This is a genomic window from Bacillus sp. SRI_025, from assembly GCF_057592095.1.
In genome coordinates this window covers 240639-258996 of record NZ_JBYEGB010000001.1, presented here as the reverse complement: position 1 = coordinate 258996, position 18358 = coordinate 240639, and the positions used below count along the sequence as shown (strand labels likewise).

The window sequence follows — 18358 nt, the reverse complement described above, 5'->3', positions numbered from 1 at the left end:
GATTCAAAAGGAGAGAAATTAAAAATGCCATACATTGTTGATGTATATGCACGCGAAGTATTAGACTCTCGCGGTAACCCAACAGTTGAAGTAGAAGTTTACACAGAATCTGGCGGCTTTGGCCGTGCGCTTGTTCCAAGTGGTGCTTCTACTGGTGAATATGAAGCAGTAGAACTACGTGACGGAGACAAAGACCGTTACCTTGGAAAAGGTGTTCTGACAGCTGTAAACAACGTAAACGAAATCATTGCACCAGAGCTTTTAGGCTTTGATGTAACAGAACAAGTAGCGATCGACAAAATGTTAATCGAACTTGACGGAACAGAAAACAAAGGGAAATTAGGCGCAAACGCAATCCTTGGCGTATCTATCGCTGTAGCACGTGCGGCTGCTGATTTCTTACAAATTCCACTTTATCAATACCTTGGTGGATTCAACTCCAAAACGCTTCCAGTACCGATGATGAACATCGTCAACGGTGGAGAGCATGCGGATAACAACGTAGACATTCAAGAATTCATGATTATGCCTGTAGGTGCTCCAAACTTCCGTGAAGCACTTCGCATGGGCGCTCAAATCTTCCATAGCCTGAAATCTGTATTAAGTGCAAAAGGCTTAAACACAGCTGTAGGTGACGAAGGTGGATTCGCTCCAAACCTTGGTTCTAACGAAGAAGCACTTCAAACAATCGTTGAAGCGATCGAAAAAGCTGGCTTCAAACCAGGTGAAGAAGTGAAACTTGCAATGGATGCTGCATCTTCTGAGTTCTACAACAAAGAAGACGGTAAATATCATTTATCAGGCGAAGGTGTTGTGAAAACATCTGCTGAAATGGTTGATTGGTATGAAGATATGGTATCGAAATACCCAATCATCTCTATCGAAGACGGCCTTGATGAAAACGACTGGGAAGGTCACAAACTATTAACTGAACGCCTTGGCAGCAAGGTTCAGTTAGTAGGAGACGACTTGTTCGTTACAAATACGAAGAAGCTTTCTGAAGGAATCAAAAACGGCGTTGGTAACTCAATCCTGATCAAAGTAAACCAAATCGGTACATTAACTGAAACATTTGATGCAATCGAAATGGCAAAACGCGCAGGATACACAGCTGTTATTTCTCACCGTTCTGGTGAAACTGAAGACAGCACAATTGCAGACATCGCTGTTGCAACAAACGCTGGACAAATCAAAACAGGTGCTCCGTCTCGTACGGACCGTGTGGCGAAATACAACCAATTACTTCGCATCGAAGATCAATTGGCTGAAACAGCACAATATCACGGCATTGCAACATTCTATAACTTGAATAAATAATGTCAGCTATGCGCTGCGTTCCACTCTTTTATGAGAGCGGGACGCAGCGTTTTTTTTGTTGGCTAATTCATTTGACTTATCCTATTTCTGTAAAACCTCCTCCTTCAGTTAGAGAAGAAGTCAACATCCCCTCCATTTATAAGCACTAAATCATGAAAATTCGTCTAAAAATATGATCTGAAATGAACTTATGCTTTCTGTAAGGGGGTGGTATCATTTTACATATATTAGGGGGTGATGAGATGCTGAATCCTTTTGGCCTTCGTTTTCCAGTAGGTGTGTATATGTATGTTCTTCACCTATTGGCGGCATATGATGAAAGGAAGCAACGAATTCTAACTTCTAAGAATGTACAGAAAAACGCATTTTGGATTTATGTCCTTGCCGCTATATTGGGCATTATTTCACTTGGAGCATTGATTTGGGCATGCAAGACATTTGGACAGGGCTCGAAATTTTTAGGAGAGTTCAAATTATTAGGCATGTACGTTAAAATCCAGTGTGGTTATTAACAGGGATGAGAACAGATGCAAGGTCATCTGTTCTATCTGAATCAAACGGAGGGATATGATGCTGACATTACAATTAAAAGAAAAAACATATAGCCGCACCTTCTCTCTCCGCAATATTCAAATAAGTGTCGAGAAAGGGCAGATGCTACTGCTTTTGGGGCATAATGGTGCGGGAAAGACAACGATGATCCAATCCATGTTTGGGCTGACGCCATTTATAGGATGCGTCACTTTACATGGTAAACAGCTGAACCTTCAATCCTCAGAACATATCTCCTTATTGAAAAAACATGTTTCCTATATTCCTGATGACCATTCGTTGTTCGATTATTTATCGCCGAGGGAATACTTTCAATTACTTCAGCTGCCAAATGAGCAAGATGTCACACGGGAAGAGACGTTTATTGATCTGTTTGAGCTGGGGTCGTATATGGATCAGCCTATCGCTCAGCTGTCTCATGGCAATCAAAAGAAAACGCAGATCATTTCCCAGCTCCTCAGGCCATGTGATTATTATGTGTTTGATGAGCCAACGAACGGACTTGATCCAGATATGATGATCATCTTAAAAAAGGTGCTCATGAAGCTGAGAGAGCAAGGCGCTGGCATTCTCATTTCAACCCATCATTTGAGTTTTGGTGATACGCTTTATGACCATCTCATGATCTTGAGAAATGGTGACGTCAAGCTGGATATGTCCCGCCAAGAAACGAATCAGACATTTCCTCATCAGGCACTTGAAGAGATTTATAAAGAAGTGAATCGAGATTACTATATGCAGGTGGAGAGGTTACTCAATGATCTGGACACGACACGTTCTTCATAAAATAGAATGGGGGATGCTGACAGCAAAAGGAAAACAGCTCGCAAAAAAGTACCCTATACAGCTTCTCGCAGCCGTGGCTTTTTTCTTGCTCATGTATGCGATATACGTCGTTATCAGCCTGCGCTTTTTCATGCAGGCAGGAGAAAGCGAGCCTGCTGCTCTATACCTCCAATTGATGAAAATGACGCTTTTACTTTTAAGCGTAGGCATTGTGTTATCCCGCAATAAATTAAAGCGCCAGGAATATCAATTCTACTTTTTGAATAGTGCGATACAAAGTGTGCCATTTGTCCTTTGTGTATATTTCTTTCCGATGCTCTTTTGTTTCCTCGTGGTTGGACTGCTTTTTTTACCGATTGTATTAGGCCTTTTGATCAGCGGTGTTACGCCATCTCTGTATTGGATAACGGTTGTGTGCATGACTTGCTGTGTACTGGCGCTGCTTGCGCTTGCTTCTTGGGTGTTAATGCGGATTGCTGTGAGCCATTTCATATCAAAAACAAAAGAGCATTTGCTGCTGCAAATGCTTGGCTTTGCGGTGCTGAATCTATTGGTGTTTCTCCTTTTGCAAAAAGCAATGGAGATGATCCGCGTATGGCCACCAGTCTATCTCATATTTCTAATGATCCTTTTAAGCGCAGGCTGGCTATGGCTGAAGGGGGTAGCGGCTTCTTATGTCCATTGGATGTTTTTGCAGCTGAAAACAGAGGTGAAGTCGTTTTCTTATAAGAAAATCAGAACGAAATCTTCCTTTCTGACGCACCTGCGGCAGGAATTGGTCTATTTCAGCCGTTCATCTGTTTTTAAAGAACAGGGCATTTTGTTTTTATTTCTCGTTTGTTTGACGGCGGGGCTGCCTTTTGTTTTTACACCGGTAGAAATCGGCTGGCTGTATGCCTTTATCGTGCAGTATGCGTTAAAGGAAATATTGATCATGCTTCCGCTGATGATTGGCAGAGAATATCATATGAATCAAAGGGCCATCTTTATGTTAAATACATCAAAGGGCGCTTATTTGTTGTCGAGAATTTTATTTTATTACGCTATTAATTTGTTGATATATTTTGTGTTTATTGGGTTTGCATCTATAGTGATAGGCATTGAAAGTGAAGGCCACGTCCTTGCAAGTTTGTCCATTTTGTTGATCACTGCCATGGCGGCCTGTACCGGATTTATCGTGAAGATCAGTGAGTTTAATAAACTGTTTGTCATCGTAATGATGATTGCTGTATTCAGCTTCATCGATATGCTTTTATTGAAGTGGCTTTCAACAGATGTGTATCTTCTCGCCACCGTCTATCTGTTAGGTTCACTTGCATTTTTTAGCTGTATATATGCGGTCATGTTAAAGAGGCCTGTCTTGCGATGATAGAGCTTGTGTGTAGTTTCCTAGCGGTTGTGCTGATACATGAACTTGGTCATATGATGATGGTGTTGGTGTGTAACAAAATTGAAAAAAGACCGCTCTTTGATTTTGTGATAACGATTGATTGGAAGCATGTGGCGGTCGTCCATGAGAAATTTGTCCGGCCGAGCTTCAATATGATGGTGGCACTTGCAGGCCCGCTCTTTCCGGTGCTTTGTTCGATTGTGCTTTTTATGATATGGAAACATCCGGTAAGTCATCAACTGCTGTTTTTTTCTTTACTAAATACGGTGATGCTGCATCCAGCTTGCCCAGACGGGAAAAATATCACAGCCAGTTTAAAAGAGATGAAGGAGAGAAAGAGATGATTAAAGTATTTCATTCGTTTTCCAGCGGTTTAACACTTGCGATGCTGTATGTGTTTGCTGTGTTTATGACCCCTGTTTTTTTACTGCTGCTAGAGGTCAATCATGTTGAATCAAGTCCATCAATGTTTGGCATGCCATTTTATATCATGAAAATTGAAGAGTATCAATTCAGTTCAGAGGCGACGCTCTTTGGATGTGTGGTCTGCTTTTTAGCTGGCGCCGTGCTCTATTTTTTCATTCAATATGTGAAGCATGTGGTGAAAAAGCGTAGAACATAAAAAAAGCAGACGGAACAAAACATCAGTCTGCTTGCAAAGTGAGTGAGAGCCGTACCATATCCATACACTGAATGCCATTTTCAAAAATCGGTTCATCATAATGCTTAAGAAAGAAATCGTGGTCAATAGATGTCATGCGGAAGCCGCATTTCTGATAAAGTGCTAGCTGCTGGATACTCGAGTTACCTGTGCCGATTTCAATCGTGTGAAAGCCGGAGGCTTTCGCTTCAGCAATGGCATGGCGGATCAGCTGCTTTCCAATTCCTTTTCCTTGCCATGATTCCTTCACGGCGACGTTGATAATTTCGACTGTCTGCTGAGACAGAGATAAAAGCACATAGATACCAATCACGTCCTGTTCATGATAAGCGGCATAACAAGAACCGGATTGCACATATTCAAGTACCTTTTCCTTTGAAGGATCAGCTAAGAGTAAAAGATCCATAGGGACAGAATGATCACCTGACAATGGCCGAATTTGTATCATGTTTTTCATCCTTTCTATTCTTTAATATATCCTTGTTTCACACCCCAATCATATTGATCCTGTACCCATTGTGAGGGCGGATTGTGGGTGACATTTGGGTCTTTTTTGACAGTTGTTTTCCTTGGAGTCTGTGAATTCTGCTTATTCGCTTGAGCAGTGGCTTTCGCTGCTGTCAGCTCTTTTTGAAGCTGGTCGATTTTTGCCTCAAGCGCTTTACGCTGTTGGACTTCTTTTTGATAGGCTTTCTTTTCTTTTTTGAGCTTTTTCGTGATGGTAGACAGTTTCTTTTTTTGATCTTCGTTTTTATGCTTCAAATCTGCTTGATTTGATTTTAACTTCGAAAGCTGCTCAGTGTTCGTTTTGCTTTCTTGCTGATGTTTTTCCTCTGCTGCTTGGATGGACTGCTGCTGCCAAACAATCCAGCCGGCTGCTCCTAAAACCACAGCACATAAAAGGATGATGGTGATCGTTTTCTTCATGTGTCATTCCCCTTTCTTTAAACCTTTATTATCATCGGTTAAATATATACAGGTTTTAACATCCTAAGGGAATATTCACATCAGATTGGCAGACACTATGAAAAAAGGAGGGTGTCTGTTGATTTCCTTTATGATTCATGTCGTGGTCTCATTATTTGCTGTATCAAACCCTATTGGAAACGTGCCTCTTTTTATCACCTTAACTGAAGGATATACAGAGAAAGAACGCTCCCAAACAGCCAAAAAAGCCATTGTGGTCTCTTTCATTATTTTGGTTGCCTTTCTATTGGCAGGGAGGCTCATTTTCAAATTGTTTGGGATCGATATTCATGCACTCCGCATCGCCGGAGGTATTTTCATCTTTGGTATCGCTTACAATTTGCTGAATGCAAAGGAGTCACATGTCCAAAACCCTCATTCTGAGGAAAAGGCAGAAAGCAAAGAAAAGGCTGATGTATCTGTTACGCCGCTTGCGATCCCGATCATCGCTGGTCCCGGTACAATCGCTACAGTGATGAGCTTAACCCCGGGAAGTCAAGTGATGCTTCACATGTTTGCGATTTTAATCGGCATTGTCATCGTACTGGCGATGACCTTTTATGCTTTTCATTATTCAAGTTTCATTATGCGAAAAATGGGGAAAACAGAGATGAATGTCGTGACGCGCTTAATGGGATTAATTCTTGCTGTAGTGGCAGTTGAAATGATTGGTGCGGGCTTAAAAGGGATGTTTCCGATGTTTATGTCATAAGTGTATATAAAAAAGCTGTTTTTTTCTACAATGATGTAAAATAAAACAGCTTTTTTTAAGGTTTCGGCACATGCTTAAACACTTCTTCACTTTCAAAGAATTCAATTAAGCGGCTAATCCAATCATAGTAATCAAGACTTTCCTTGATTTCTGAAAGAAGCAGATTGATTTTATCCTCTGTCTCTTCTGGCAGGTCGTCCTGTTCAAGCAATTCCAGCAATTCCTTGCACGTTTTCTTATGTGCTTTGCGGTTTTTGCTGACAACTCGGGACCAATTGGCTGCAAACAAGGAAATAAACGTTTGGTATTGATCTTGCTCAACGTCATATAGATCTTTACGTATTCCTTTTTCATAAACCTTTTCCGCAATATTCAAATCGAGCATTTCTCGAACGACTTGACTCATTCTCGTTTTGCTCATGCCTGTCGCCTCTGATAGCTCTCCAAGCGTCATTGGTTTACGGTTCATGTGAATGATACCAAGCACTCTACCTACTGTAGAAGAAAGACCAAAGGCATTCATGTTCTCGGCAGCTTTTTCAATATAATGATCCTGTGCTTTTTGAATGGCGCCTAACGCTAGCTTGTCCACTCCCCGCTTCATCCCTTCACGACTGACAATTTGTAACACAATATATCATATACCTGTTTGTTGATGAAAACAATAAATATTGAGTATTTGCTCGTAATTTGGAGGAAAAAGGAGAGATCTCTATCTAGCAGGCCGTTAACTGAAAATTTTAAATAAATGTTATGCAATACAAACACATCGTAAACTTTTTATTTTATAAAGTTTGCACTATAATAAATAAGGTGTAAATTTTCTGAAAATATTAATCCGACTAATGGAGGTGTCTCATTTGCTGAAACTAGAGAATGTATCTAAGACGTATAAAGGCGGAAAAAAGGCTGTCAAAAATATTGATTTAGAAATAGCAAAAGGAGAATTTATTTGTTTTATTGGACCGAGTGGCTGTGGTAAGACAACAACCATGAAGATGATCAACCGACTCATCGAACCTTCCTCAGGAAACATCTTCATCGAGGGAGAAAATATTATGAAAAAAGATCCAGTTCAATTAAGAAGAGAAATTGGCTATGTGATTCAGCAAATTGGACTGTTCCCCCATATGACCATCGCACAAAACATTTCACTTGTTCCAAAGCTGTTAAAATGGCCGGAAGAAAAACGAAAAGAACGGGCACGTGAACTGCTGAAGCTTGTCGACATGGGACCAGAATATTTAGAGCGCTACCCTCATGAACTCAGCGGAGGACAGCAGCAGCGCATCGGTGTTCTTCGCGCACTAGCAGCGGAACCCCCTCTGATCCTCATGGATGAACCGTTTGGCGCACTTGATCCAATCACACGAGATTCATTGCAGGAAGAATTTAAGAAACTGCAAAAAACGTTAAATAAAACCATCGTATTCGTCACACATGACATGGACGAAGCCATTAAACTAGCTGATCGAATTGTGATTTTAAAAGATGGAGAGATTGTCCAAGTAGGTACGCCTGACGATATTCTGCGGAACCCTGCTAATGAATTCGTAGAAGAGTTCATCGGCAAAGAACGACTGCTTCAATCGAACCCGAACATGGAACGTGTAGAACAAATGATGAACACGTCACCAGTCACCATTACAGTTGAAAAAACATTAACAGATGCCATCTACATCATGAGAGAAAAGCGGGTCGATTCCTTGCTTGTAGTAGATGAACATCATGTGTTAAAAGGCTATATCGATATTGAAACAATCGATGCGAACCGCAGAAAAGCAGCTTTTGTTGGTGATATTTTAAATACAGAGTTCTATACCGTACAAGAAGGAGCACTTCTAAGAGACACTGTCCGGAAAATCTTAATACGCGGCATTAAATATGTACCGGTTGTGGATGCAGAAGGGCACTTAAAAGGCATTGTGACACGTGCAAGTCTTGTAGATGTTGTGTACGACTCCATTTGGGGAGACGATACGCCGGCGGCTGTCACTGAAATGAATTAAGGGAGGTGTACACATGGATCAAATCATCGACTTTCTAGAGAAAAATGGTGGGGAACTCCTTACGAAAATGTGGGAGCATTTATATATTTCCTTAATTGCTGTTGTGCTTGGTATTCTTGTTGCCGTTCCTTTAGGTGTGGTTCTCACACGAATGAAACGAGGCGCAGGCTTTATCATCGGTATCGTGAATATCTTTCAAACACTCCCTAGTTTAGCGATTCTTGCCTTTTTTATTCCTATTTTGGGGGTTGGGAAAATACCTGCAATCGTTGCTCTCTTTTTCTATTCGGTTTTACCTATTTTAAGAAATACGTATGCCGGGGTCCAAGGTGTGAACAAAAACTTGCTTGAATCCGGTAAAGGAATCGGGATGACAACATGGGAACAAATTCGTCTTGTTGAACTCCCGCTTGCTGTACCGGTCATTATGGCAGGTGTCAGAACGTCAACGATTTATTTGATTGGCTGGACAACACTAGCAGCCTTTATCGGTGGGGGCGGTCTAGGTGACTACATTTTGATTGGACTTCAGCTGTATCAGCCGGAATTCATTATTGCGGGTGCGATCCCAGTCACGATTTTAGCAGTCATCATCGACCTATCATTAATGAAGCTGGAGAAAAAAGTTACACCAGAAGGCTTAAAAGGATTGAAGGAAGTTTCATAAGGAGTTGGCTTATGTGAAGAATCGAAAAACAAAATGGATCAGTGCACTGCTTGCCGGATGCTTGCTATTGATAAGCGGCTGTTCACTTCCTGGACTAGCCGGCTCCTCAGGGGGCACGCTGCGAATCGGAGCACAAAACTTTACCGAATCAGAAATTATGGCCTATATGGTTGGCGATATGATCGAACATTACACAGATAAAAAGACAACCATTGTGAAAAACCTAGGTTCCAACACTGTGCAGCAGAAAGCAATGGAAAACGGAGACGTGGACATCTCTGCCACAAGATATTCAGGCACGGATTTAACAAGTACGCTTGGAATGGATGCAGAAAAAGACCCGGAGCGTGCGATGGAGATCGTCCAAAAAGAATTTAAGAAACGATATGATTACAAATGGTTTGATTCTTATGGATTTGATAATACGTATGCCTTTGCCGTGACGCAGAAGATGGCGAAGGAAAACAAGTTAGAAACGGTTTCTGATTTGAAAAAGAATGCGAACAATTACCGTTTTGGTGTCGATAACGTGTGGCTCAAAAAGAAAGGCGACGGCTATGAAGGGTTTGTGAAAACATACGGAATTAAATTTGGCAGCACATTTCCGATGCAAATTGGTTTAGTCTATGATGCATTAAAAAATGAAAAAATGGATATTGTGCTTGCCTATTCAACAGATGGACGAATCAAGGCCTATAACCTCAAAATCTTAAAAGATGATAAACGGTTCTTCCCGCCATATGATGCATCGCCAGTAGTCCCGGAGAAAGTCTTAAAAGAAAATCCAGGACTTAATAAGGTGATCAACAGGCTGATCGGAAAAATCGATACAGAACAAATGCAAGAGCTGAACTACCAAGTCGACGGCGAGCTTCAAGAACCAGCAACCGTTGCAAAGAATTTCCTGAAAAAACACAATTACTTTGAGTAAGATGGGGAGGTGTCACGGCTGATGGACACACTGCAGCAATTATGGACGTATTATCAGCAGAACGGTTCATATGTGTTAGAAGAATTTTATCGGCATTTTCTCATGTCGGCGTACGGGGTGTTGTTTGCGGCGATTGTCGGGATTCCAGTAGGCATCTTTGTGGCGCATTACCGCAAGCTGAGTAATTGGATCTTCGCCATTACCAACGTCATTCAAACGATACCGGCATTAGCGATGCTTTCTGTGTTGATGCTTGTATTAGGTCTTGGCGCAAATACAGTCATCCTATCACTCTTTTTATATTCGCTTCTGCCGATCATCCGAAACACATACACAGGCATTGTCAGCATTGAACATGCCTATTTAGAATCAGGTAAAGCGATGGGCATGACGAAATGGCAAGTGCTGAGAATGGTTGAATTACCGCTTGCTTTATCAGTCATTATGGCAGGTTTAAGAACCGCACTGGTCATCGCTATCGGTATTACAGCGATTGGAACATTTGTGGGCGCGGGAGGTCTTGGTGATATCATCATCAGAGGATCAAACGCCACAAACGGAACAGCCATCATTTTAGCAGGTGCGATCCCAACGGCACTCATGGCTATCGTTGCTGACCTTGTCATGGGCTGGCTCGAACGTTATTTAAGCCCGACAAACAAGAAAAAAGAAAGAAAAGCGTTAGCTGAAAAAAACATCACATCTGCTTAAGCGGTTGAAAAGGCAAAACCTCCCTTACATCTGTAAGGGAGGTTGTTTTATGATGATCAGGCAGTTCACATGCATGTATTTTATGATTCAAGCGTGATCCATTCAGAGGACCACTTCGCAATTTCTTCAAAAACGGGTGCAAGTGAACGCCCCATATCTGTTAAAGAATACTCTATGCGCACGGGTGTTTCAGCAAAAACCTCCCGTTTTACAATACCTGCTGCCTCCAGCTCTTTTAATCTCTCAGATAATACTCTTCCGCTTAAATTTGTCAGAGCCGCCTCAATTTCACTAAAGCGCTGCTGACCTGAGAGAAGCTGAAAAACAATCAGTGCCACCCAGCGTTTGCTCAATAACTCAACTGCTTTTTCAAACCGCGGGCACATGTCAGATTGATTCATCTTCCTTCACTCCAATCTGAACCCATTATACCGTACATCTGTCATAAATCGGCGCAAAAAGCTTGTCAATGATGAAAACATTTATGAGGATGATCGGCTGTTTAACATAAATAACAAATAGCGGTTGAGGTCCTCTATTTCTTTTTTCGAAAGGGTCGACCATATGTCACCATCAAATATTTCGAGATCATCAAGTTCATATTTCGCTGCGGCTTCCTTTATTTTGGATAAAGCCAGATCCTCTTCCTTGATCTGATGGACAGGAGAGACTTCCTCAATATAGCCCGCAGCCTGCATCATGTCTTCATAAGGTACCTTTAACGCACCAGCTAGCTTTTTAATCGTAGGAGGTTTCGGAATGCCGCGTTTCCCGTTCTCAATACGAGAAATACCGGCAGCGCTGACCTCAGAATACATCGCTAATTGGTTTACTGACAGCTTCTTTTCTTCACGTAATGCTCTTAAATATGCACCAAAGTTCATCAACGCAAAACCTCACATGGTTATAGATTCGATATGTCTATTTTACTTGATATGTTGACTATTGGCAATAAGTATACCATGAAAATATTGACATTAGTTAATGGTGGATGTACATTAGGTTTATGCCCCGCTATTTGTTCGCCTTTTTTTGGTTGATGAGCGTGAGAAAGTATTCATTCAGCTGGCTGATGTCTTGTGCGGAGAGCCTTTCCCATTTGTCCCCGTCAAAAATGGGAAGATGTTCTACATCCTTTTGAAGCGCCGTTTGATAGATTTTTAACATGGACTCATATTTCGGTTTCATTTCATGAACTTGTTCCTGTTCAATATGACCGGCAAGCAGCATTAAATCCTCATAAGGCACCTTCAAGGCGTGTGCTAATTTTTTTATGGTTAAAGGTTTTGGCACACCGCGCTTTCCATTCTCAATACGAGAAATACCAGCAGCGCTTACACCTGAATACATGGCAAGTTGATTGACCGACATTTTTCTATTTTCTCTTAAAATGCGTAATTGTTCACCAAAGTGATTCATGACATCGAACCTCACATTTCAGTATATGACTTATTTTAGTATGATCATTGACCAAAGGAAATAGCAGAGGGGTAAAAGTGTTGACATAAGTTAATGAATCTGCTTGATGTGAGAGCCTTACATGTTGTACATATTGATTCCATAGGAGGTTGTAATGATGGTCGAAAAGATTCAGATCAGGCGGGCTTTTGTCATGCAGTATATGATCGAGAACGATATGTCTTTAAATCAGCTCGCTGATGAAATTGGCATCTCTCCTGCTACACTTAGCAGGGTATTAAATGGTCACCGGAAACCAGGACAGCTTGTCATTGGCAAAATGATTCATTACTTTGATAAAAAATTTGAAGATCTATTTTACTATGAAAATATTGACAAAAGTCAATGATTCATATCATCATCAAGGAGGAAATGTCTTTGAAAAGGACTGGGATGGTCAGACACATTGATTCTCTCGGCAGAATTGTTCTGCCCTCAGAAATGCGCAAGGTACTCAATATTAAAGAAGAGCAGCTGTTAGAAATTTTCATTGAAGATCAAACCATTATGCTGAAAAAATATGATGCAGATAAGAGCTGCCTGCTAACGGGACAAGTGACGAAGTACAACAAAAGCTATGGAAATGGAAGCGTGATGCTGAGTCCTGAAGGAGCTGAACGTTTGTTAGAAGAATTAAAACAGCTATTGAAGGAAGAAGCAACTCATTAAAAATGAGTTTTTAACCGAAAAATTGCATAAAAAAATGCTGCAACCAGCACTTTGGAACGAAATTGTATCAAAATAACGAATCAAGTCGACAATATATAGGAAATCTTTATTTTGATGTTTCGTGACATGCACCTTGTTTTCATGTAAAATAAAGTTATGTGTACCAGTTTGTCTGGAGGTGTTTTCATGCACGCATTTGTTATCACATTACTCGTAATTGTCAGTATCGCACTTATCATCGTTGTATTACTACAATCAAGTAAAAGTGCTGGACTGTCAGGCGCTATTTCAGGTGGAGCCGAGCAGCTTTTCGGTAAACAAAAAGCGAGAGGCCTTGACTTGATTCTTCACCGATTAACGGTTATTTTGTCAGTGCTTTTCTTCATCTTAACACTTGCATTGGCATATTTAGGCGTGTAAAGCGCGAGTAACAGAAGGTCTGATCTTTTTTCAGACCTTTTTTTATTATCAGCACTCTTTTGTGTTTGTTTCATACATACAAGTGGAAAATATAAACCATATCAGAAGGAAAGGAAGTCACATCATGAAAGTTGTTACACCAAAACCATTTACGTTTAAAGGTGGAGAAAAGGCGGTGCTTCTTCTTCACGGTTTTACTGGGAATACAGCCGATGTTCGAATGCTTGGTCGTTATTTGAACGAAAGAGGATATACATGCCATGCACCTCAATATAAAGGACACGGTGTGCCGCCAGAAGAGCTTGTCCATACAGGCCCGGCTGACTGGTGGAAAGATGTAGAAGAAGGCTATCAATTCTTAAAAGATGAGGGCTATGAGGAGATTGCGGTTTGCGGACTATCCCTCGGAGGAGTTTTTTCATTGAAATTAGGTTACACTGTACCTGTAAAGGGAATTGTACCTATGTGTGCACCTATGTACATAAAAAGTGAAGAAGTCATGTACCAGGGTGTACTAGATTATGCCCGTAACTATAAGAAATTTGAGGGTAAGTCAGAGGACCAAATTGAACAAGAAATGGAAGCGTTCAAGAAGACACCAATGGATACTCTCAAGAGTTTGCAAGAACTGATTGCAGATGTCAGAAACAATGTAGACATGATCTATTCACCTACTTTTGTTGTGCAGGCACGTCACGATCATATGATTAATACAGATAGTGCGAATATCATTTATAACGAAGTAGAGACAGATGATAAGCATCTGAAATGGTATGAAGAATCAGGCCATGTCATCACGCTTGATAAAGAGCGGGAGAAGGTTCATCAGGATGTCTATGCATTCTTAGAATCACTTGATTGGTCAATTTAAATATATAGGGGGTTAGAGTGTGCAAAAAGAAGAATTTATGGATGAATTACTCGCTTTTATGAAAGAAGAAGCGTATAAACCGTTAACCGTTCAAGAGCTGGAAGTCATGATGGAGATTACCAATCCTGATGATTATAAAGAGCTCGTCAAAGCACTTGTGACGCTGGAAGATCAAGGACTCATCGTTCGCACGCGCAGCGACCGTTACGGTGTACCAGAAAAAATGAATTTATTAAAAGGAAAGCTGTCTGCTCATGCAAAAGGATTTGCATTTGTGACGCCTGAAGAGTTTGGACAGGATGATATTTTCATTCCCCCAAATGAGTTAGGCACAGCGATGAATGGCGATACTGTCATGGTTCGTGTCAGCCACAAATCAAACGGCACGAAAAAAGAAGGAACTGTCATCCGCATTCTGGAGCGTAATACTCAGACGGTTGTCGGTACCTATACTGAAACGAAAAGCTTTGGCTTTGTCATTCCTGATGATAAAAAAATCACAAACGATATCTTCATTCCGAAATCCGCTAAAAACGGAGCGGTTGAAGGTCATAAAGTCGTTGTGACGCTGACAAGCTACCCTGAAGGAAGAATGAGTGCAGAGGGTGAAGTGACTGAAATCCTTGGTCATAAAAATGACCCTGGCATTGATATTTTGTCGATCATTCATAAACACGGTCTGCCAGGTGAATTCCCAGAAGAAGCACTTCAGCAGGCAGCGGACACACCGGAAACGATTGATGAAAAGGACCTTGAAGGCAGACGTGATCTGCGCAATGAAACGATCGTGACGATTGACGGTGCAGATGCGAAGGACTTAGATGATGCCGTAACCGTGCAAAAGCTGGATGATGGCAAATATAAGCTCGGCGTGCACATTGCAGACGTTTCTCATTATGTCACAGAGAATTCACCGATTGATCAGGAAGCATATGAACGTGGAACGAGTGTGTATCTCGTCGACCGCGTCATTCCGATGATTCCGCATCGTTTATCAAACGGTATTTGTTCATTAAATCCAAAGGTCGATCGTCTCACCCTGTCTTGTGAAATGGTCATTGATCGTAACGGGAAAGTCGTCAAACACGAGATTTTCCAAAGTGTGATCAAAACGACGGAGAGAATGACCTATTCCGATGTGAATAAGATTTTAGTCGACCAAGACGAAGAGCTTCTAAACAAATATGAGCCGCTTGTTCCGATGTTCCAAGAGATGGAGAAGCTTGCAGAGATTCTTCGTGAAAAACGAATGGAGCGCGGAGCTGTAGACTTTGATTTCAAGGAAGCAAAAGTGCTTGTAGATGATGAAGGCGCAGCGAAAGACGTTGTCATTCGTGAGCGTTCCGTTGCAGAGAAATTAATTGAAGAATTCATGCTTGTTGCAAACGAAACGGTTGCAGAGCATTTCCACTGGATGAATGTTCCGTTCATTTACCGAATTCACGAAGAACCAAATCCTGAGAAACTTCAGCGCTTTTTAGAGTTCGTGACGACGTTTGGTTACATTGTAAAAGGAACGTCAACGAATATTCACCCGCGCGCACTTCAAAGTGTCCTCGATGCTGTCAGGGATCAACCAGAAGAAGTCGTCATTCAAACTGTGATGCTTCGCTCTATGAAACAGGCGAAGTATGATCCAGAAAGCATTGGCCATTTTGGATTATCAACGGAATTCTATACACACTTCACATCACCGATCCGACGTTACCCGGATTTAATCGTGCATAGACTGATTAGAACCTATTTGATTCAGAAAAAGACAGATGAAGCGACATTAGAAAAGTGGGGCCAGCTGCTGCCTGAAATCGCAGATCATGCGTCGACAATGGAGCGCCGCTCAGTCGATGCAGAGCGTGAAACAGATGATCTTAAGAAGGCAGAGTTTATGTTAGATAAAATCGGTGAAGAGTTTGATGGCATGATTAGTTCCGTGACGAACTTCGGACTATTCGTTGAACTGCCAAATACGATAGAAGGTCTTGTCCATGTCAGCTACATGACTGACGACTATTATCGCTTTGATGAGCAGCACTTTGCCATGATCGGTGAACGTACAGGAAATGTCTACCGTATCGGTGATGAAATCACTGTCAAAGTCGTGAATGTCAATAAAGATGAGCACTCGATTGATTTTGAAATCGTCGGTATGAAGGGCACTCGCCGTAAATCACCAAAAGATTTCAAGTTCAAAAAACGGACAGATCCACCAGCGAAAAAAGGGCGTGGAGGTCAAAAAGCCTCTGGGGAAAAAGGCAAAGAGGATAAAAGCGGAAGTGACTGGTTCACAAGCCGTAAGAAGAAGAAAAAGAAAAAACGTGTATTTGAAAACGCACCGAAACAAAAACGCAAAAAGAAAAAGTAACGTGCCAAAAAGCAAATAGGGCATCACGCTCTATTTGCTTTTTGACCACATGGCGTTAGCATTGTCGAAAGGTGGATTGTTTGATAAAATAATCCGTACGATTTGGACCGTGTCTGTGTCAAAAGGAGGGTGTACGCCAATGCCAAAGGGAGAGGGAAAGGTTGTTTCCCAAAACAAAAAAGCAAATCATGATTACTTTATAGAAGAAACTTACGAAGCCGGCCTTGTATTACAAGGAACTGAAATCAAATCGATTCGTGCTGGAAAAGTGAATTTAAAAGATTCCTTTGCCAAAATCGAGCGAGGAGAAGTGTTTCTTCACAACATGCACGTGAGCCCATACGAACAGGGGAACCGTTATAACCATGATCCGCTGAGAACGAGAAAGCTGCTACTTCATCGCAAGCAAATCAGCAAATTGATTGGTGCGACAAAGGAAGAAGGCTACTCACTTGTGCCTCTGAAACTATATTTGAAAAATGGCTTTGCCAAAGTGCTGATTGGAATTGGGAAAGGGAAGAAGAAATACGATAAACGTGAAGATCTGAAGAAAAAAGATGCAAAACGTGAAATCGAACGTGCCTTCCGCGATCGTCAAAAGCAATTCTAGCCTGATGCAGATGGCTTGCTGAGAGCGGAAGCATTATGCTACAATATGTTATGCAGAAAACAATCATCGCTTTTTTACAGAAACCACCAGTTGTTTCGAGCGATGAGATTGTTATAATAGTTATATACGGAAGCAGTGAAGCTGAACTTCCATCCCGTATATCCCTTTTACAAGGGGACGTTACGGATTCGACAGGGATGGTTCGAGCTTAGGCTGCGAGCCGAGAGGCGATCTCGTTAACACGCACTTAAATGTAACTGGCAAAACTAAAAGTTTTAACCAAAACTTAGCACTAGCTGCCTAATAAGCGCAGCGAGCTCTTCCTGACATCGCCTATGTGTCTGTGAGGAGCCCAATGAAGTAGGCTACGCTTACGTTTCCGTCTGAGGACGTATGAAGAGATCCATCAGACTAGCTCTCCAAGCGCCCGTCAGCAGGCATGAGGATGAGTGAATACAAAATATGTTGACTACGCTCGTAGACGCTTAAGTAATCGATGTCTCTGGACGTGGGTTCGACTCCCACCGTCTCCATAATTTAAATAAAAAGGCCTCTTTCTATAAAGGGGCTTTTTTTTTATCTAATTTAAAAAATATTGACTTTTTTAATTTATTTGTATTTGAGAATGTTAAGCTTGGAAATGCTACTTATATTATTAAAGGAGATTGGGAAGCCATTTCGAAAATGAGCAAGTCGACTATAGTTAAGAATAATCTACATGAATTACGTCTAATTCATAGGAGTGATTGGAAAAATAGGATAGAGGGAATTTTAGCTTAAAAACTCCGGTTATTTCTATTAGGAATAACCGGAGTTTCTTTAATTATTATTAACCTTATTTATGTACGGTTTGTCAAAGAAGACACCACCAACCGAACAAACAAAGGAAAAACGACAACCACCGCAATCATCATCAAAAATTCATCTGACACAAGTTCCACAAATGTTGTCTGAATCACATAAATCGCAATCAGCAGCAAGTAACTGATCAAAAATAATAATCCAGAACTTCTCTTTTCAAACGGTTTTTCCAAAAGAATCAGCAGAAACAGCCCCATCATGATGATCCAAAAAGTTATATTCATTTCGAGTCTCCTCTCCATTGATCCCCACATTGTACATATATTTTTCTGGGCGCAACATACTTCTCCCTCAAATTAAGCAAAAAGTAGTGAAAATATAAGGGGGCACGAACAGGTAACGCCTGAAAATTTACAAAAAACCTCCAACCAATTCAAAATCACATCTTCCCATTTTAGACTTCCT

General features: G+C 41.3%; 24 protein-coding genes and 1 other RNA gene. 18 read left to right on the top strand and 7 right to left on the bottom strand.

Annotated features, from left to right (window positions below; all coding sequences use genetic code 11):
- Window positions 1–24: 24 nt before the first annotated feature.
- From eno to AC20OE_RS01380, 6 genes are all read left to right on the top strand, one after another.
- Complete coding sequence (gene eno / locus AC20OE_RS01405; protein ID WP_003212752.1) at window positions 25–1317, top strand: phosphopyruvate hydratase; 1293 nt, start codon at window positions 25–27, stop codon at window positions 1315–1317.
- 242 nt (window positions 1318–1559) lie between these two features.
- Window positions 1560–1829, top strand: coding sequence for a hypothetical protein (locus AC20OE_RS01400; protein ID WP_058837604.1), 270 nt, complete (start codon window positions 1560–1562; stop codon window positions 1827–1829).
- Window positions 1830–1887: 58 nt separating this feature from the next.
- Entirely contained in the window at window positions 1888–2655 is a 768-nt protein-coding gene (locus tag AC20OE_RS01395; protein WP_047202985.1) for an ATP-binding cassette domain-containing protein, read from the top strand.
- Entirely contained in the window at window positions 2627–4024 is a 1398-nt protein-coding gene (locus AC20OE_RS01390; RefSeq protein ID WP_487268117.1) for a hypothetical protein, read from the top strand. Before AC20OE_RS01395 ends, AC20OE_RS01390 begins: the two co-directional genes overlap by 29 nt.
- The gene (locus AC20OE_RS01385) at window positions 4021–4389 is read left to right on the top strand and encodes a hypothetical protein (RefSeq protein WP_058837606.1); all 369 of its coding nucleotides are present in this window, start codon (window positions 4021–4023) and stop codon (window positions 4387–4389) included. Before AC20OE_RS01390 ends, AC20OE_RS01385 begins: the two co-directional genes overlap by 4 nt.
- Window positions 4386–4667, top strand: a complete 282-nt coding sequence (locus AC20OE_RS01380) for a hypothetical protein (protein WP_039181498.1) — start codon at window positions 4386–4388, stop codon at window positions 4665–4667. The genes AC20OE_RS01385 and AC20OE_RS01380 overlap by 4 nt, the downstream gene beginning before the upstream one ends.
- Before the next feature lie 22 nt (window positions 4668–4689).
- Here the strand turns inward: AC20OE_RS01380 and AC20OE_RS01375 are convergent, their stop codons facing one another.
- On the bottom strand, window positions 4690–5154 hold the full coding sequence (locus AC20OE_RS01375; protein WP_058837607.1) for a GNAT family N-acetyltransferase: 465 nt from the start codon (window positions 5152–5154) through the stop codon (window positions 4690–4692).
- 14 nt (window positions 5155–5168) lie between these two features.
- Window positions 5169–5633, bottom strand: a complete 465-nt coding sequence (locus AC20OE_RS01370; protein ID WP_487268114.1) for a hypothetical protein — start codon at window positions 5631–5633, stop codon at window positions 5169–5171.
- Window positions 5634–5751: 118 nt separating this feature from the next.
- On the opposite strand from AC20OE_RS01370, the gene AC20OE_RS01365 reads away from it, so the two are divergent.
- Window positions 5752–6384: a MarC family protein gene (locus AC20OE_RS01365; protein WP_058837609.1), complete on the top strand. Its 633-nt coding sequence runs from the start codon at window positions 5752–5754 to the stop codon at window positions 6382–6384.
- Window positions 6385–6439: 55 nt separating this feature from the next.
- On the opposite strand, the gene AC20OE_RS01360 is transcribed toward AC20OE_RS01365, so the two are convergent.
- Entirely contained in the window at window positions 6440–6976 is a 537-nt protein-coding gene (locus AC20OE_RS01360) for a GbsR/MarR family transcriptional regulator (protein ID WP_034280936.1), read from the bottom strand.
- A 268-nt stretch (window positions 6977–7244) separates the two neighbouring features.
- Between AC20OE_RS01360 and AC20OE_RS01355 the strand changes: the two genes are divergently transcribed.
- Genes AC20OE_RS01355 through AC20OE_RS01340 form a run of 4 tightly spaced genes read left to right on the top strand, consistent with a single transcriptional unit; the run spans window position 7245 to window position 10702 of the window.
- On the top strand, window positions 7245–8393 hold the full coding sequence (locus AC20OE_RS01355; protein ID WP_039181485.1) for a betaine/proline/choline family ABC transporter ATP-binding protein: 1149 nt from the start codon (window positions 7245–7247) through the stop codon (window positions 8391–8393).
- 13 nt (window positions 8394–8406) lie between these two features.
- Complete coding sequence (locus AC20OE_RS01350) at window positions 8407–9060, top strand: ABC transporter permease (RefSeq protein WP_034280933.1); 654 nt, start codon at window positions 8407–8409, stop codon at window positions 9058–9060.
- Between the two features lie 13 nt (window positions 9061–9073).
- Window positions 9074–9991, top strand: coding sequence for an osmoprotectant ABC transporter substrate-binding protein (locus AC20OE_RS01345; protein ID WP_047202978.1), 918 nt, complete (start codon window positions 9074–9076; stop codon window positions 9989–9991).
- Window positions 9992–10012: 21 nt separating this feature from the next.
- Window positions 10013–10702, top strand: a complete 690-nt coding sequence (locus AC20OE_RS01340) for an ABC transporter permease (protein WP_487268110.1) — start codon at window positions 10013–10015, stop codon at window positions 10700–10702.
- An 80-nt stretch (window positions 10703–10782) separates the two neighbouring features.
- Here the strand turns inward: AC20OE_RS01340 and catR are convergent, their stop codons facing one another.
- The 3 genes from catR to AC20OE_RS01325 all read right to left on the bottom strand — a co-directional run bounded on the left by catR (window position 10783) and on the right by AC20OE_RS01325 (window position 12121).
- Window positions 10783–11103 (bottom strand): catDE operon transcriptional regulator CatR, encoded by a 321-nt coding sequence (gene catR, locus AC20OE_RS01335; RefSeq protein ID WP_024423485.1) that lies wholly within the window; start codon window positions 11101–11103, stop codon window positions 10783–10785.
- A gap of 81 nt (window positions 11104–11184) precedes the next feature.
- On the bottom strand, window positions 11185–11586 hold the full coding sequence (locus AC20OE_RS01330) for a helix-turn-helix domain-containing protein (protein ID WP_039181476.1): 402 nt from the start codon (window positions 11584–11586) through the stop codon (window positions 11185–11187).
- 130 nt (window positions 11587–11716) lie between these two features.
- A complete protein-coding gene (locus tag AC20OE_RS01325; protein ID WP_034660010.1) occupies window positions 11717–12121 on the bottom strand; it encodes a helix-turn-helix domain-containing protein in 405 nt (134 codons plus the stop codon).
- Window positions 12122–12275: 154 nt separating this feature from the next.
- Here AC20OE_RS01325 and AC20OE_RS01320 point away from each other — a divergent pair, with 154 nt between their 5' ends.
- From AC20OE_RS01320 to ssrA, 7 genes are all read left to right on the top strand, one after another.
- Complete coding sequence (locus tag AC20OE_RS01320; RefSeq protein ID WP_111291378.1) at window positions 12276–12509, top strand: helix-turn-helix domain-containing protein; 234 nt, start codon at window positions 12276–12278, stop codon at window positions 12507–12509.
- A gap of 29 nt (window positions 12510–12538) precedes the next feature.
- Window positions 12539–12829 (top strand): AbrB/MazE/SpoVT family DNA-binding domain-containing protein, encoded by a 291-nt coding sequence (locus AC20OE_RS01315; RefSeq protein WP_039181465.1) that lies wholly within the window; start codon window positions 12539–12541, stop codon window positions 12827–12829.
- A 186-nt stretch (window positions 12830–13015) separates the two neighbouring features.
- Entirely contained in the window at window positions 13016–13249 is a 234-nt protein-coding gene (gene secG / locus AC20OE_RS01310; protein WP_003212746.1) for a preprotein translocase subunit SecG, read from the top strand.
- Window positions 13250–13373: 124 nt separating this feature from the next.
- A complete protein-coding gene (locus AC20OE_RS01305; protein ID WP_039181462.1) occupies window positions 13374–14120 on the top strand; it encodes an alpha/beta hydrolase in 747 nt (248 codons plus the stop codon).
- A 19-nt stretch (window positions 14121–14139) separates the two neighbouring features.
- Window positions 14140–16482 (top strand): ribonuclease R, encoded by a 2343-nt coding sequence (gene rnr / locus AC20OE_RS01300; RefSeq protein ID WP_487268104.1) that lies wholly within the window; start codon window positions 14140–14142, stop codon window positions 16480–16482.
- Between the two features lie 139 nt (window positions 16483–16621).
- Window positions 16622–17092, top strand: coding sequence for an SsrA-binding protein SmpB (gene smpB, locus AC20OE_RS01295; protein WP_012011279.1), 471 nt, complete (start codon window positions 16622–16624; stop codon window positions 17090–17092).
- Window positions 17093–17265: 173 nt separating this feature from the next.
- Window positions 17266–17628, top strand: a transfer-messenger RNA (tmRNA) gene (ssrA, locus tag AC20OE_RS01290).
- A gap of 303 nt (window positions 17629–17931) precedes the next feature.
- Here the strand turns inward: ssrA and AC20OE_RS01285 are convergent.
- The gene (locus AC20OE_RS01285; protein WP_487268101.1) at window positions 17932–18177 is read right to left on the bottom strand and encodes a hypothetical protein; all 246 of its coding nucleotides are present in this window, start codon (window positions 18175–18177) and stop codon (window positions 17932–17934) included.
- Between the last annotated feature and the right edge of the window lie 181 nt (window positions 18178–18358).